This is a genomic window from Vibrio sp. Vb1554 (genome assembly GCF_033344235.1).
Map to the genome: position 1 here is coordinate 1 of NZ_JAWPOJ010000022.1, position 16393 is coordinate 16393.

The 16393-nt window shown below is 46.7% G+C and carries 14 protein-coding genes; 7 read left to right on the forward strand and 7 right to left on the reverse strand.

Annotated elements, in window-relative coordinates; genetic code table 11:
• Positions 1-120 precede the first annotated feature (120 nt).
• The 3 genes from hemG to R8N28_RS17170 are packed head-to-tail and all read right to left on the reverse strand — an operon-like array spanning position 121 to position 2785.
• Positions 121-648: a menaquinone-dependent protoporphyrinogen IX dehydrogenase gene (hemG, locus tag R8N28_RS17160; protein ID WP_005378894.1), complete on the reverse strand. Its 528-nt coding sequence runs from the start codon at positions 646-648 to the stop codon at positions 121-123.
• A 9-nt stretch (positions 649-657) separates the two neighbouring features.
• Positions 658-2115, reverse strand: a complete 1458-nt coding sequence (locus tag R8N28_RS17165; RefSeq protein WP_005378893.1) for a TrkH family potassium uptake protein — start codon at positions 2113-2115, stop codon at positions 658-660.
• 46 nt (positions 2116-2161) lie between these two features.
• Entirely contained in the window at positions 2162-2785 is a 624-nt protein-coding gene (locus R8N28_RS17170; protein WP_005378891.1) for a YigZ family protein, read from the reverse strand.
• A gap of 261 nt (positions 2786-3046) precedes the next feature.
• Here R8N28_RS17170 and fadB point away from each other — a divergent pair, with 261 nt between their 5' ends.
• The 3 genes from fadB (at position 3047) to R8N28_RS17185 (ending at position 7641) form a co-directional block, all read left to right on the forward strand.
• Positions 3047-5218 (forward strand): fatty acid oxidation complex subunit alpha FadB, encoded by a 2172-nt coding sequence (fadB, locus tag R8N28_RS17175; RefSeq protein ID WP_005378885.1) that lies wholly within the window; start codon positions 3047-3049, stop codon positions 5216-5218.
• Positions 5219-5232: 14 nt separating this feature from the next.
• Positions 5233-6408, forward strand: coding sequence for an acetyl-CoA C-acyltransferase FadA (gene fadA / locus R8N28_RS17180; RefSeq protein WP_005378883.1), 1176 nt, complete (start codon positions 5233-5235; stop codon positions 6406-6408).
• Between the two features lie 252 nt (positions 6409-6660).
• On the forward strand, positions 6661-7641 hold the full coding sequence (locus R8N28_RS17185; protein WP_005378882.1) for an MDR family oxidoreductase: 981 nt from the start codon (positions 6661-6663) through the stop codon (positions 7639-7641).
• 52 nt (positions 7642-7693) lie between these two features.
• Here the strand turns inward: R8N28_RS17185 and R8N28_RS17190 are convergent, their stop codons facing one another.
• Positions 7694-8638 carry a LysR family transcriptional regulator gene (locus R8N28_RS17190; protein ID WP_005378881.1) on the reverse strand — a complete coding sequence of 315 codons (945 nt, stop codon included), beginning with the start codon at positions 8636-8638 and terminating at the stop codon, positions 7694-7696.
• Between the two features lie 167 nt (positions 8639-8805).
• Positions 8806-8988, reverse strand: coding sequence for a hypothetical protein (locus R8N28_RS17195; RefSeq protein WP_005378880.1), 183 nt, complete (start codon positions 8986-8988; stop codon positions 8806-8808).
• Positions 8989-9121: 133 nt separating this feature from the next.
• Here R8N28_RS17195 and tusA point away from each other — a divergent pair, with 133 nt between their 5' ends.
• Positions 9122-9370 carry a sulfurtransferase TusA gene (gene tusA, locus R8N28_RS17200; RefSeq protein WP_005378879.1) on the forward strand — a complete coding sequence of 83 codons (249 nt, stop codon included), beginning with the start codon at positions 9122-9124 and terminating at the stop codon, positions 9368-9370.
• Between the two features lie 44 nt (positions 9371-9414).
• On the opposite strand, the gene R8N28_RS17205 is transcribed toward tusA, so the two are convergent.
• Entirely contained in the window at positions 9415-9675 is a 261-nt protein-coding gene (locus R8N28_RS17205; RefSeq protein WP_005378878.1) for a hypothetical protein, read from the reverse strand.
• Positions 9676-9835: 160 nt separating this feature from the next.
• The gene (locus R8N28_RS17210; RefSeq protein ID WP_005378877.1) at positions 9836-10390 is read right to left on the reverse strand and encodes a TMEM165/GDT1 family protein; all 555 of its coding nucleotides are present in this window, start codon (positions 10388-10390) and stop codon (positions 9836-9838) included.
• A gap of 484 nt (positions 10391-10874) precedes the next feature.
• Between R8N28_RS17210 and glyQ the strand changes: the two genes are divergently transcribed.
• The 3 genes from glyQ to R8N28_RS17225 all read left to right on the forward strand — a co-directional run bounded on the left by glyQ (position 10875) and on the right by R8N28_RS17225 (position 16174).
• Entirely contained in the window at positions 10875-11792 is a 918-nt protein-coding gene (gene glyQ, locus R8N28_RS17215; RefSeq protein ID WP_005383818.1) for a glycine--tRNA ligase subunit alpha, read from the forward strand.
• A gap of 13 nt (positions 11793-11805) precedes the next feature.
• Positions 11806-13872 carry a glycine--tRNA ligase subunit beta gene (gene glyS / locus R8N28_RS17220; RefSeq protein ID WP_005378875.1) on the forward strand — a complete coding sequence of 689 codons (2067 nt, stop codon included), beginning with the start codon at positions 11806-11808 and terminating at the stop codon, positions 13870-13872.
• Positions 13873-14089: 217 nt separating this feature from the next.
• The gene (locus tag R8N28_RS17225) at positions 14090-16174 is read left to right on the forward strand and encodes an alpha-amylase (RefSeq protein ID WP_206960002.1); all 2085 of its coding nucleotides are present in this window, start codon (positions 14090-14092) and stop codon (positions 16172-16174) included.
• The last annotated feature ends 219 nt before the right edge of the window (positions 16175-16393 follow it).

Genomic DNA, 16393 nt, shown 5'->3' on the forward strand with positions numbered 1-16393 from the left:
TCAGCGAGGTGGCATTATAGAGATTGCGATCACATTGGCAAGCCCTTTTTCTCGTTTTTTTTGATTTTTTTATCGTTCGGATAAATTTGCATCAAAAGCGGTCAAAAGAGCACGTTATTTCTACAGTTCTCTAAATTTATCTGCGAAAAGAGCCACTTTTTCCCAATTGGTGTACTCCACCTCTTTGGTCGTATCGGTTTCGCCACCCGTCATCGACATAATGAACCTAATCATAGTTCTGTCGAACCAGCTATAACGTGGGTAATAAAGTGCACCAGCAAAAACACCGATTAGCGTTGGTTTCCAAGGGGACTTAATTAGGAACTTGCGAATGTAGGCACTACCTTCAGGTGTATCCTTTCCTTGGTCCTCTTTACGAGCGGTTAAGTTTACGCAGAAAAATGCCACTTTATTTTGCTCCAATTGATTGAGGTTTCGCTCAATAAACTGGTATAGCTTTTTATTAAGATGGCCATAGCGAATAGAGGCGCCTATCAATACTCTGTCGTATTGGCTGAAGTCAATCGTCTCAACATTATGTAAATCCACCAGCTCACAATCGAAATCTGGAAGTTGTTCATCTATATAGTGGAGAATTTTTTTAGTCTGCCCTTCGCGGGAAGAGTATAGAAATAATGCTTTTGCCACGATTTCCCCTTAGCTACGCCAAAACGTCGGCGTAAGTAGAATAAGTAAGGTAAAGATTTCCAAACGACCAAACAGCATAGAAACTATCAATACCCATTTTGCTTTGTCGTTAACATCACCAAAGTGCAGCGCTACTTCTCCCAAGCCAGGACCGAGGTTGTTCAGAGTCGCAGCCACCGCCGAGAACGCACTGAGCTCATCCATTCCTGTTGCAATCAACCCCAACATACAAACCACAAATACCAATGCGTATGCGGAGAAGAAGCCCCAAACCGCATCGACAACACGTTGCGGTAGGGCACTGCCACCTACTTTGATGGTGTAAACCGCGCGTGGATGGACTAAACGTTTTAGTTCACGCGCACCTTGTAAGGTAAGAAGCAGGATACGGATCACTTTCATGCCGCCGCCTGTTGAACCAGCACAACCACCTATAAAGGAAGAGAACAATAACAGCACAGGTAAGAAGAGCGGCCAATCCGCAAAACCTGTTGTCGTAAAGCCCGCTGTTGTGGATATTGATACGGTTTGGAACAGAGCCTGATCGAAAGCATCGTATGTCGATGTGTAAGAGTGATGTTTCAGTAATAATAGAAAGCAAATGATAAATAGCAGCACTTGAATAAACAAGAAGGCACGAAACTCAGGATCTTTCCAGTAATACTTGGGATGTACGCCACCTGATGCAAATGCAGCAAAGTGCAGTGTGTAATTACATGCAGATATAAGCAGAAAAACCACCGTAATCAGGTTAATCGCGTAACTATCAAAGTATCCGATGCTGGCATCGTGGGTAGAGAAGCCACCGATAGCAATGGTGGAAAAGCTGTGACTGATGGCGTCAAATGGCGTCATACCAGCTAACCAAAAAGCCGAAGCACAGGCGATAGTCAGGCTCAAATAGATGTACCAAAGCGCCTTAGCAGTTTCTGCTATGCGCGGCGTCACTTTAGTGTCCTTGACTGGACCAGGGATCTCGGCGCGGTAAAGCTGCATACCACCGATGCCAAGTACTGGCAAAATCGCCACCGCTAATACGATGATTCCCATACCGCCGAACCACTGCAGTAACTGTCGATAGAATAGAATCGCTTTAGGTAACTCATCCAAACCAACAATAACGGTCGCCCCGGTCGTAGTGAGAGCAGAAAACGATTCAAAAAACGCATCTGTCACTGAGACGTTCGGGTTGTCAGCAATGAGAAAGGGGATCGAGCCTGCACTGCCAAGTACTGTCCAGAATAAGACGACAATAAGAAAGCCATCTCGAGCTTTAAGCTCGTGCTTATACCTGCGGTTTGGGTACCAACAAACGGCCCCACAAAACAGCAGAACAAAAAATGTCGTGACAAAAGGCACACCAGCACCATCTCGATAGATCAGCGCAACGAGTGCTGGCGCAAGCATAGTGACACTAAAGAGTGCGAGCAGTAGCCCGACGATTCGAATAATTGAACGAAATTGCATGGATAAATTGACTAGCGAAGCTGTCCCTGTTGCTTCCTGTTTTTCATTATTGTCCGTCTAGCGGAGTGACAATTGCCTTTGCCCCGCTTTTATTGATGATTGCTTGGGTAAACGCGCTCACTTCTCGAAGCTCAATTTCCACCACTAATACGACCTGATCGCTGTATTCAGCCTCGACTTCTATCGCGCCAAATTGCGGCATGATTGATTGTGCGATAGGCATAAACCCATAGTCTAACGTTAGTCTGAGCTTTGTGGTTATTTTTTTCTCAATAGTTTGAAGCAGCTTGAGCGCTTGTTGAACCCCACCCCCATACGCTTTAACCAAGCCGCCTGTACCTAACTTGATTCCACCAGAGTATCGCGTGACCACAGCCGTGATCTCCCCCACCCCAGATCCAGACAGCTGCGCCAGGATTGGTTTGCCTGCTGTTCCGGACGGCTCCCCATCATCACTAAAGCCCCATTTCATTGAATCTTCCGGGCGACCAGCAACAAAGCCCCAACAGTTATGTCTGGCATCAGCGTGTTTAGCTTTGATTTGATCAACAAATGCTTTTGCTGCTTCGATACTTGGCGTGTGTGCCAAATAAGTAATGAAGACGCTCTTTTTAATTTCTTCTTCAAATTGAGCGGGCTCTGCTGGAATCAGATAAGGCTTGTCATTCATAGGATTATGGATTCATGTCTATTTGCCTGAAGTCTATCACGAGTGTGATTTACCCGTCGCATAAGATCTGCCACAGCGCACAATGTTAAACACTTGTTTAAAAAATGTATTGAAATTAAACAATCCACGATCCAAACTAACTTTACTGGTCAAACCAGAACAAAAATAAAACGACTTCCTCGATACCTATTTGCCGAGGTACACGGCGTCGTTGAAATAGGTATACAGACAATCCACGATTGTATGTCATGGAGATAGACAATGATTTACCAAGCCGAAACCCTACAGGTAAAGGAAATACAAGATGGTATTGCAGAGCTAAGCTTCTGCTCTCCAAAATCCGTCAACAAACTCGACCTAGCGACATTAGAATCGCTAGATAAAGCTCTTGATGCGCTCATTGCCCATCAAGGCCTCAAGGGGTTGTTGCTCACTTCAGATAAAGACGCATTCATTGTAGGCGCAGACATTACCGAGTTTTTAGGTCTGTTTGCTAAAACGGATGCCGAGCTCGACCAATGGCTGCAATTTGCTAATAGCATCTTTAACAAATTAGAAGACTTACCCGTTCCGACCATCTCAGTGATCAAAGGCCACGCTCTTGGTGGCGGTTGTGAATGTGTGCTAGCAACAGACATGCGTATTGGTGACAAAACCACCAGCATCGGCCTACCAGAAACGAAACTGGGAATCATGCCGGGCTTTGGTGGTTGTGTACGCTTACCTCGCGTTATTGGCGCAGACAGCGCAATGGAAATCATCACCCAAGGTAAAGCATGCCGAGCTGATGAAGCATTGAAAATTGGCTTACTCGATGCTGTTGTAGAGACTGATGCTTTATACGAATCAGCACTACAAACTCTTAACTCTGCAATTAACGAGAAACTTGACTGGCAAGCACGCCGAGCACAGAAAACATCTCCGCTAACGCTGAGTAAGCTTGAATCAATGATGAGCTTCACCATGGCGAAGGGGCTGGTGGCACAAAAAGCAGGTCCTCACTACCCTGCCCCAATGACAGCCGTTATCACGATTGAAGAAGGTGCTCGCTTTGCACGTAATGAAGCGTTAGACATTGAACGTAAGCACTTCGTGAAACTGGCTAAATCGGAAGAAGCAAAATCACTCGTTGGCCTATTCCTTAATGATCAATACATCAAAGGCATTGCGAAAAAAGCAGCGAAGTCAGCAAGTAAAGACACGCAACGTGCAGCCGTATTAGGTGCAGGTATCATGGGTGGCGGCATTGCTTACCAATCAGCGCTAAAAGGTGTGCCAGTCTTAATGAAAGACATCGCGCAAGCGTCGCTCGACCTAGGCATGACTGAAGCATCTAAGCTGCTGAATAAACGCTTATCTCGCGGTCGTATTGATGGCTTTAAGATGGCGGGTATTTTAGCGTCAATCACACCGAGCCTACATTACGCAGGTATTGAAAACTCTGATGTGATTGTTGAAGCTGTCGTTGAAAACCCGAAAGTAAAAGCAGCAGTTTTGAGTGAAGTTGAGTCCCATGTCGGTGACGACACCGTTATCACCTCAAACACCTCGACGATTCCTATCAACCTATTGGCAAAATCACTAAAACGCCCAGAAAACTTCTGTGGTATGCACTTCTTCAACCCAGTGCATCGTATGCCTCTTGTTGAGATCATCCGTGGTGAGCACACCTCTGATGAAACCATCAATCGTGTTGTGGCGTATGCTGCGAAAATGGGCAAATCACCAATTGTCGTTAATGACTGCCCAGGGTTCTTCGTTAACCGCGTATTGTTCCCATACTTTGGCGGCTTCAGCATGCTACTTCGTGATGGTGCTGACTTTACGAAAATCGACAAAGTAATGGAGCGTAAGTTTGGCTGGCCGATGGGACCGGCGTACTTGCTTGACGTAGTCGGCATTGATACCGCGCACCACGCACAAGCTGTGATGGCTGACGGTTTCCCTGAGCGTATGGGTAAACAAGGTCGTGATGCGATTGATGCACTGTTCGAAGCAGACAAATATGGTCAGAAAAATGGTAATGGCTTCTACAGCTACACCATAGATAAAAAAGGTAAGCCGAAGAAAGCCTTCTCCGAAGCGATCTTACCGGTACTTGCTGACGTTTGTGCCGATAAGCAGGACTTTGACGATCAGACCATCATTCAACGTATGATGATTCCAATGATCAACGAAGTGGTGCTGTGCCTACAAGAAGGCATCATCGCCACTCCGCAGGAAGCAGATATGGCATTGGTTTATGGTCTTGGTTTCCCTCCATTCCGCGGTGGCGTATTCCGCTATCTAGACAGCGTGGGTATTGCTGAATACGTTGAAATGGCAAAACAACACGCCGAGCTAGGTGCGATGTACCAAGTACCGCAAATGCTGATTGATATGGCGGCGAAAGGTGAAAGCTTTTACGGTGCACAACAGCAAGGTTCTATCTAAGGAGGGATTCTAAAATGACTAATCAAACAAGAAATGTTGTCGTAGTCGATTGTCTACGTACTCCAATGGGTCGCTCTAAAGGTGGTGCTTTCCGTCATACACGAGCAGAAGATCTATCTGCGCGCCTAATGACAGGCATTCTTGCGCGTAACCCACAAGTGAACCCAAGCGAGATTGAAGACATCTACTGGGGCTGTGTACAGCAAACACTAGAGCAAGGCTTTAACGTTGCACGTAATGCGGCGCTGCTTGCTGGTCTGCCGATTGAAATTGGCGCCGTGACGGTGAACCGCTTGTGTGGCTCATCAATGCAAGCGCTTCACGATGGTACACGTGCCATCATGACTGGCGATGCTGAAATCTGCCTAATTGGTGGTGTTGAGCACATGGGTCATGTGCCAATGAACCACGGTGTAGACTTTCACCCAGGTATGTCAAAGAACGTAGCAAAAGCTGCGGGCATGATGGGCTTAACGGCTGAAATGCTTGGTAAATTACATGGTATTAGCCGTGAGCAACAAGACGAGTTTGCCGCTCGCTCTCACGCTCGTGCGCACGCAGCAACCGTAGAGGGTCGTTTTAAAAACGAAATTCTACCAATTGAAGGCCACGCAGCAGACGGCACACTGTTCACTCTGGATTACGACGAAGTGATTCGCCCTGAAACATCCGTTGAAGGTCTATCTCAACTTCGCCCAGTGTTCGACCCTGCAAACGGTACAGTAACAGCCGGTACATCATCGGCTCTGTCCGATGGTGCATCAGCGATGTTGATCATGAGTGAAGAGAAAGCTAATGAACTTGGCTTGAAGATTCGTGCACGTATTAAAGGCATGGCCATTGCGGGCTGCGATCCTTCTATTATGGGTTACGGTCCTGTACCTGCGACGAAAAAAGCGCTCAAGCGTGCCGGTCTTTCAATTGAAGACATGGATGTGGTTGAGCTAAACGAAGCATTTGCCGCGCAGTCTCTGCCGTGTGCTAAAGACTTAGGCCTGCTTGATGTTATGGATGAGAAGGTCAACCTTAACGGTGGTGCGATAGCATTGGGTCATCCACTAGGCTGTTCTGGTTCACGTATCTCAACAACGTTGATCAACCTAATGGAAGCGAAAGACGCGAAATACGGTCTGGCCACCATGTGTATCGGTTTGGGTCAGGGCATTGCGACAGTATTTGAACGACCATAACAGTTCAAGACGTTGTTGCAGTGATCGAGCCAACAATCATAAGCAAATGAACTAGTACTAAAATTTTTAGTATTACACTTAAGGGCGACAATTGATGTCGCCCTTTTTGTTTTACATCAAACATGCATGAAAAGCATACATTAAATGCTCAAGTTTCATTTTATTCATAGACAAAGAAGACATACACTTAGACCAGTTGATATCTTGCTGCATGTGACCCAGAGTCATGCTACCGCACAATCGGAGAACCTTATGTTTAATGCTCTAGTTCTAAATCAAGAAGACAAACGTACTATCGCTAACATCGAGCAAATCGATGAAACACAACTGCCTGAAGGCGACGTTCTGATTGACGTTGATTACTCATCGTTAAACTACAAAGACGGCCTTGCGATCACAGGTAAAGGTAAAATCATCCGTAACTTCCCGATGGTGCCAGGTATTGACTTAGCAGGTACGGTAGTAAGCTCAGAAGACGACCGCTACCAAGCTGGTGACAAAGTTGTCCTTACTGGCTGGGGCGTGGGTGAAAACCACTGGGGTGGTATGTCTCAGCGTGCTCGTCTAAAAGCAGATTGGCTAGTACCACTACCAAAAGGTCTAGACAGCAAGAAAGCAATGATGGTTGGTACTGCTGGTTTCACAGGCATGCTATGTGTTCAAGCACTGCTTGATGCAGGCATCAAACCTGAAAATGGTGAAATCCTTGTAACTGGCGCAAGTGGCGGTGTAGGCTCAGTCGCAGTAACGCTTCTAGCACAGCTTGGCTACAAAGTTGCTGCAGTGACAGGTCGTGTAGAAAAAAATGGCCCGCTACTTGAAAAACTAGGTGCTAGCCGCATCATCGACCGTACTGAATTTGAAGAACCAGCACGTCCACTTGAAAAGCAAGTATGGGCAGGTGCGGTTGATACTGTAGGCAGCAAAGTACTGGCTAAAGTATTGGCGCAAATGGATTACAACAGTGCAGTTGCAGCTTGTGGTCTTGCAGGTGGTTTTGATCTACCAACCACAGTGATGCCGTTCATCCTACGTAATGTTCGCCTACAAGGTGTGGACTCAGTAATGTGCCCAACAGAGAAACGTATCGCAGCATGGGAAAAGCTGGTCGAGCTACTACCAGACAGCTACTTCGAGCAAGCGTGTACTGAAGTTGCTCTTGCTGAAGCACCGAAATATGCAGAAGACATCACCAACGGTCAAGTAACGGGTCGTGTGGTTATCAAGCTATAAACACTGACTCAGTGTAAACAGACGAAGAGCCGGCATTGCTGGCTCTTTTTTGTTAGCAGTTCAGTCCCATATCTTCGATACGTTTAGCTATCAGACGGCTACACTCTTCACGCACAATCGTTCTTAACCATTCTTGAGCGGGAGAATGCTCGCAACGCGCATGCCAAATCATCGAGTATTCAAACGGCGTGAATTGGAATGGTAACGGTTTCACCACCAAGTCATAACGCTCGGCAACCAGATACGCCAAGTCCGCTGGCACTGTGATGATAATTGGCAAGGTATCCATGATCGCCAATGCGGCTTCTAAATGATAAGCCCGCAGAACCATTTTACGCTTAGGTTTCTCCATCAAAGCTTGTTCGATCAGTGCCTTAACACCATCACTGATGGCGATCATGGCATGTGGATGACTCAGATAATCATCCAAACTCATTTCTTTATCCGCTAATGGATGCTGTTTTGAAAGCATACACAGCACCCCCACTCGCCCCAACACTTCACTGCGTAGAGGCTCCACCGGGCCTGTCGGGCGACAAATCGCTAAGTCTGCACCTTCATAAGTGAGCTGATCTGATAAACGGTCGTGTTGCAGTGGTAAGAAGTTGAAAGACACGTTTGGCGCTTCTTGGTAAATTCTCGGCAAAGCGAACGGTAAGATTGTTTGCATGGCATAGTCGGTGGTCACGATGTTGAAAGTCTGCACGCATTGCAATGGGTCAAACTCAACCGGAGATAACAACTGACGTAAAGACTCTAATGGCTCGCCCAATGAGCGATCGATCTCTAACGCTTTCTGAGTTGGGATCAAATGCTGTCCCTGACGAGTAAACAGCGGGTCTCCCAATAAGTCGCGTAGACGACCAAGCACACGACTCATTGCCGATTGACTCAAGTTCAGACGTGTTGCCGCCTTACTGACACTGTTTTCCTCTATCAGTACTCGCAACGCAACCAGTAAATTTAAATCTCGGCGATAGATGTCTTCCAGTTCCACGAATTAGCCACTTATTTTGTATGTGTTTGGGTAAATTGTACTCTTTAGGCAAAAAAAATCCCGCCTTTCAGCGGGGAAGCCCAAGAAAAATGGGGATAGTGTCGGAATGAAGTGTCGGTAAAAATAGATGAGCGTTATTAAAAGCATTCTGATCCAAGCAAGAAGCGCTAATTTTCTTGCTCAGATGCGCCAGACCATCTGCGCATCTCGATCCAAATCCCAATAATAGTGGCAACCATGCCTACTAGAGGCGTCAAAGAGGTGTCAGCTGGCGTCCTGAGTACCAATGCACAAAACGAGATAAAACACAGCACTGAGTAAATCGTAAGTCTGTCTAACGCTGTTAACATTGCCTCTCCCTTGTCAGTTGTTACCAAATTGTTAATTTAAGGTAAAACAAAAAATTCGGTTTGCCAAGTGGTTATTGAATATTTTTTCAACGAAAGTAAAATTCAACGCTCAGTTAGTTACGAGAATCACACTATGAGCTTTAATCCTGAACTGGCAAACAAGACATTAGAGGCGGAAGGACTGCGCTGCCCAGAGCCAGTGATGATGGTCAGGAAGACAATTCGCAACATGCAAGATGGTGAGATTTTGCTGGTCAAAGCAGACGATCCATCCACGACTCGAGACATTCCGAGTTTCTGCCGCTTTATGGACCACCAGTTAGTTGCGGCACAAACGGAGCAAGTTCCGTATCAGTACCTGATCAAGAAAGGATTGGAATAATCTGGTCGAACTAAAAACGGCAGCCTATATTGGCTGCCGTTTGTTTATTCGTCGTATTCGAGTGTGCGAACTTCTGATTGGAGCTTGTTAAGTTGTTTCTTCATTGCCCGCATCTCTTCATGCATAGGAATGATGTGAGCGACACGAATCCACGCTTCTACTGTCAATCCAGTAAGAACGAACGATCCTGCTACAATCGGTAACCACATATCAGTTAGCACCATCGCTAGTAAACACAGCGCTAAACCAAAAGTGAATAAATAACTCTGACTCTTCGGGGACATCCCCATGTAACGTGTAAGCATAAACTTGCCCTCTCGCTATCATTCACACCATTAAACTACCATGACAAGTATGACACTTATATGTCATCCGTCACGCAACGGAACGATTTAGAGTCAGAGTTTGAACTCGCGCAGCACGCCACTAATGATTGATAACTCACATCATTTCACGTGCAAAAAATCAGAACAGTGCAGCCCCTATTGCCAGAGCAATAAACAAAAATGCGGTGATTTTACGGATCAGCCCTAAAGGCATCTTGTCGGCCGACAATTTACCAATCAGGACCACAGGTACATTCGCCAGCAGCATACCGATTGTGGTACCGATAATCACCAAACTTAACGCATCCGCGTATTGCGCCCCTAAGATGGAAGTGGCGATCTGAGTTTTATCGCCTATCTCCGCAACGAAGAACGCGATAAAGCTGGCAATAAATGGGCCTCGATTAGAAATCTGCTCGTCATCATCCAGTTTGTCCGGGATCAGAACCCAAGCCGCCATCGCGACAAAACTGACCACCAGCACCCACTTTAAAATCTCAGGTGATAGATAGTCTGCGACAACCACACCTAACCATGCAGCCAAAGCGTGGTTGGCAATAGTTGCCAAAAAGATTGCTGCAATAATTGGGATTGGTTTTCGGTAACGACTTGCGAGTAATAGAGATAGCAATTGGGTCTTATCGCCAATTTCTGCTAACGCTACAGTAGTAATTGAAATAGCTAAAACGCTCACGACATGCTCATTGGGGCAGGGATTATTATTTTTAACCGAAGACAAACCTCACGCCCCTACCCCGGTTCGTGATGATTTGTCTAAGGTCTTGCTAAACTTGAAAGGCTTCAAGTCTCGAACGCCATGGTGATTTTGCACCAATTATGTTGACGGACGAACCAGATGAAACAGAAACTTCATCAGGTAAGCTACTCCCCAAAGACAGGCGCAATTCTAGCCACCTTTGTTGCGCTTCTCAAGAGCCAAAGCAGGCAAAAACTCCCTTTTAGGAAAAATACAGCAGATAACGCGGTAAAAATTCATTAAAGGAGAAAATCGCCCACGAATTAATCAAGATTAGCTCTACTCCCATGCTCAATATCTGGTTATACTAGATTGTTAATTTATTCAACCGTAATTACTCTTTATCGCCGTTGTTAGAGTTGAAAAACTCGGCATAGATGACGAATTAACGAGTAACAAGAGAATCGCGCGAACCTGACTTATGCAAAAATACGATATCAAAACCTTCCAGGGAATGATCCTCGCGCTGCAGGATTATTGGGCTCAAAATGGTTGTACCATTGTTCAACCGCTAGATATGGAAGTGGGTGCGGGTACCTCTCACCCAATGACCTGTCTACGAGCGCTTGGCCCAGAGCCAATGTCGACAGCTTATGTACAACCTTCACGTCGTCCTACTGATGGCCGTTACGGTGAAAACCCTAACCGTCTTCAGCACTACTACCAATTCCAAGTAGCGCTAAAACCATCGCCTGACAATATTCAAGAGTTGTACCTTGGCTCCCTTGAAGTTCTTGGTATTGACCCTCTTGTACACGACATCCGTTTCGTAGAAGACAACTGGGAAAACCCAACACTAGGCGCATGGGGTCTGGGCTGGGAAGTTTGGCTAAACGGCATGGAAGTGACTCAGTTTACTTACTTCCAGCAAGTTGGTGGTCTTGAGTGTAAGCCAGTAACTGGTGAGATCACTTACGGTATCGAACGTCTAGCAATGTACATCCAAGAAGTAGACTCTGTTTACGACCTAGTTTGGAACATCGCACCAGACGGCAGCAAAGTGACTTACGGTGACATCTTCCACCAAAACGAAGTAGAGCAATCAACTTACAACTTCGAGCACGCAGACGTTGAATTCCTATTTGGCTTCTTCGAACAGTGTGAAAAAGAGTGTAAAGAGCTACTTGAGCTTGAAAAGCCACTGCCACTACCTGCTTACGAGCGCATCCTAAAAGCCGGTCACGCATTCAACCTACTAGACGCACGTAAAGCGATCTCAGTAACTGAACGCCAACGTTACATCCTACGCATCCGCAACCTGACTAAAGCAGTTGCAGAAGCATACTACGCATCGCGTGAAGCTCTTGGCTTCCCAATGTGTAAGAAAGAACAAGCGTAAGGGGTAGAGCAACATGGCAAAAGAATTTCTAATCGAGCTAGGTACAGAAGAGCTACCACCAACGCAACTTCGCACTCTAGCTGAAGCATTCGCAGCAAACTTCGAAGCAGAACTAAAAGGCGCTGAGCTTGCTCACGAAGGCGTGAAATGGTTCGCGGCGCCTCGTCGTCTTGCACTTAAAGTAGCAGCACTAGCAGACAGCCAGTCTGACAAAGTTGTTGAAAAGCGTGGTCCTGCGGTTTCTGCAGCGTTTGACGCGGAAGGCAACCCAACAAAAGCAGCTCAAGGCTGGGCACGCGGTTGTGGCATCACGGTTGACCAAGCAGAACGCATGGTTACGGACAAAGGCGAATGGCTACTGTTCAAACAAGAAGTGAAAGGTCAGCCAACGTCTGAGATCGTCGTTGAACTTGCAGCGAAAGCACTAGCAAACCTACCTATCGCAAAACCAATGCGCTGGGGTAACAAAACAACTCAGTTCATCCGTCCAGTTAAGACGCTAACCATGCTAATGGGCAGCGACCTAATCGAAGGCGAGATCCTAGGCGTAGCCTCTGACCGCACTATCCGTGGTCACCGCTTCATGGGTGAGCAAGAGTTCACTATCGATTCTGCTGAACAATACCCTGCGATCCTAGAAGAGCGCGGTAAAGTAATGGCAGATTACGAAGCGCGTAAAGCAATCATCCTAGCTGACGCACAAAAAGCAGCAGCAGCGGTTGGCGGTATCGCTGACCTAGAAGATGACCTAGTAGAAGAAGTAACGTCTCTGGTTGAATGGCCAGTAGTACTAACAGCGAAGTTCGAAGAAGAGTTCCTAAAAGTGCCTTCTGAAGCGTTGGTTTACACCATGAAAGGTGACCAGAAGTACTTCCCTGTTTATGACGAAAACAAGAAGCTACTACCTAACTTCATCTTCGTATCGAACATCGAATCAAAAGAGCCTCGTTACGTAATCGAAGGTAACGAGAAAGTAGTTCGCCCTCGTCTTGCTGACGCAGAGTTCTTCTTCAACACAGACCGTAAGCGTCCGCTTATCGACCGTCTACCTGAACTAGAGCAAGCGATCTTCCAAAAGCAACTGGGTACGATCAAAGACAAAACAGACCGCATCACAGAACTTGCTGGCTACATTGCTGAACAAATCGGTGCTGACGTTGAGAAATCAAAGCGTGCTGGTCTACTAGCAAAATGTGACCTAATGACCTCAATGGTATTCGAATTCACGGATACTCAAGGTGTTATGGGCATGCACTATGCTCGTCACGACGGTGAAGCAGAAGAAGTTGCAGTCGCACTGAACGAGCAATACATGCCTCGTTTCGCAGGTGATGAACTGCCATCAAACGGTGTTTCAACTGCAGTTGCAATGGCAGACAAGCTAGACACTATCGTAGGTATCTTCGGTATTGGTCAAGCGCCTAAAGGCAGCGACCCATTCGCACTACGCCGCGCATCTCTAGGTGTACTACGTATCATCGTTGAATACGGCTACAACCTAGATCTTGTTGACCTAGTAGCGAAAGCGAAGTCACTGTTTGGCGACCGCCTAACCAACGACAACGTTGAACAAGACGTTATCGAGTTTATGCTTGGTCGTTTCCGTGCTTGGTACCAAGACGAAGGCTTCAGCGTAGACATCATCCAAGCGGTTCTAGCTCGTCGTCCGACGAAACCAGCAGACTTCGACCAACGAGTTAAAGCGGTTTCTCACTTCCGTGAACTAGAAGCAGCTGAGTCTCTAGCAGCAGCGAACAAACGTGTAGGTAACATCCTAGCGAAATTCGACGGTGAACTAGCAGCAGACATCGACCTAGCACTTCTACAAGAAGACGCAGAGAAAGCACTAGCAGAAAGCGTTGAAGTAATGACAGAAGCGCTAGAGCCAGCATTTGCTACTGGTAACTACCAAGAAGCCCTAAGCAAGCTAGCTGACCTACGTGAACCAGTTGATGCGTTCTTCGATAACGTAATGGTAATGGCAGACGACGAAGCACTTAAGAAGAACCGTCTGACACTACTGAACAACCTGCGTAACCTGTTCCTACAGATCGCAGACATTTCTTTGCTTCAAAAGTAATTCATTACTCTTCGAAGTGATTAAGAAATAAGTAAAAGGGAAGCAGATGCTTCCCTTTTTTGTTGCCTTCAAACCGATGAAGGTGACGCTTATTATTCATTTTGTGAACAAGACTAAAATTTGTAGGGTGAGACGCGTTTAACTTGTTGGTGTAGAGCTCGGATTGTAGAGGCACAGTTTTGCTATAACTGGACTGTTTATTCGGGGGAAGGACACAATGAAAAAAACAATTCTCGCACTCTCTATCGGTCTACTGAGCGCCTGCAGCCAGATTCCAGAAAATGCCATCGTATTAAGCGTTGGTGATGACACCGCTGTTTTTGAAGAAAACTCACAAGGCTTACTTGTCGCCGAGCAAAAACTCGAAAAAGGCAGTTACACCTTTACCATTGCTGACAGCAAGCAAAGCTGTGGCAGTAGCTTTGCCCTAGCAGAAGAAGGTCGCATCAAGTTCAATCGTCCATTAAAAATGGATAACTGCGCCACTGATGTACAAATGCCACTGCGCATCTTCAAAGCCAATACCTATCAATTTACGCTCAATCCAACCACCAATGAGCTAACTGTAAAAATCAAACCAAAACAGAGTCAGGACATCACCTACTCTTGCCCTGTCGCAACTGACGCGCCAAAAACCATCAATGTTGCTCAAACCTTTAATGATGGCACTGTCGTTCGCGATGCCTTAACCGGACAAGAAACCACAGTCGCCAATGGCAGCGTCACCATGCAGCCGAGTCCTATGAGCCAAGGTCTATTGCTGCTAGAAGAAGTTGAACAGCAAGCCGACAAACCGTTCAGTTGGGACAATGCGACGGTGTACTTCGTCATGACCGACCGCTTCTACAATGGCAACCCAGACAACGACAACAGCTACGGTCGCAGCAAAGACGGAAAATATGAGATTGGTACCTTCCACGGTGGTGACTTATCGGGTCTAACGAAAAAACTCGATTACATCGAATCACTTGGTGTCAATGCTATCTGGATAACCTCACCACTGGAACAAATCCACGGCTGGGTTGGCGGCGGCGATAAAGGCGACTTTAAGCACTACGGCTACCACGGCTACTATCACCAAGATTGGACCAAGCTTGATGCCAACATGGGTACCGAAGATGAACTCAGAACCTTCGTCGATACTGCCCATAAGAAAGGTATCCGCGTGATTTGGGATGTGGTCATGAACCACACAGGTTATGCGACACTAGCAGACATGCAGGAATTCGGATTTGGTCAACTTTACCTTGATGACCAAGAAGCCAAACAAGTACTTGGTGAAAAATGGACCGACTGGCAACCAAAATCAGGACAAAGCTGGCACAGCTTTAACGACTACATCAAATACGGTGATAGCGAAGCGTGGGAAAAATGGTGGGGCAAAGATTGGATTCGCACCGACATTGGCGATTACGATGCGCCGGGCTACAACGACATCACCATGTCTTTGAACTACCTACCGGATCTCAAAACCGAATCGACGCAGAAAACCGGACTACCAAACTTCTTCCGCAATAAATACACCAATGCGCAAGATGAACTGCAAACCCCGCGTGAGCATCTGATTACGTGGTTATCCGACTGGGTACGTGATTACGGCATTGATGGCTTCCGCGTCGATACCGCCAAACACGTTGAGATGGAAGCGTGGGCAGAGCTCAAAGCAAGTACCACTCAAGCCCTCGCCGAATGGAAACAAAACCACCCCGACAAAGCACTAGACGATCTGCCATTTTGGATGACCGGCGAAGTGTGGGCACACAGCGTGGTGAAGAGCCCGTATTTCGATAACGGCTTCGATTCGATCATCAACTTCGAGTTCCAATCTGACGTGGCTCCAAAAGCGCTAAAGTGTTTCGCTCAACTTGATAATGATTACCGCCGCTATGCAGAACGTATTAACTCCGATCCTGAGTTCAACGTGTTGAGTTACCTGTCTTCGCACGATACTCAACTGTTTTGGTCGGCACGCAGCCGCAGCTTTGATGACCAAGCTCGCGCCGCCAATGCGTTAATGCTGGCACCGGGTGCAGTACAAATCTACTATGGCGATGAGATAGCTCGTGATTTTGGCATTACTGGTTCAGACGCCCACCAAGGCACACGCTCAGATATGCCATGGGATAAGATTCATGGCGAGCGTGAGGATCTACTGCAACATTGGCAAAAGTTGGGCGAATTCCGTAAACGCCACCCAGCGGTAGCTCAAGGTAAGCACATCACTCGCAACCAAGAAGGTTACTACGCGTTCGAACGCCAATACCAAGACGACAAGGTGCTGATTGTTTACACCGGTGAGTAAATCACACTCTCTCCACCAGCAAGGGAAGCATAAGCTTCCCTTTTTTATTGTTCTTTTTGCCCTTTTGTCTCGTTCCTCTGGTCTGATGACGCACTTTTTTCTTTTTCGGCTTAATTCACACTTTGCGTTAATTACACATTGAGGTAAGGTCAAGGATTACTCGATAAGCCGATAAAACATCGGCATAAACATACACAAAGCAATCACAATGAATTAGGT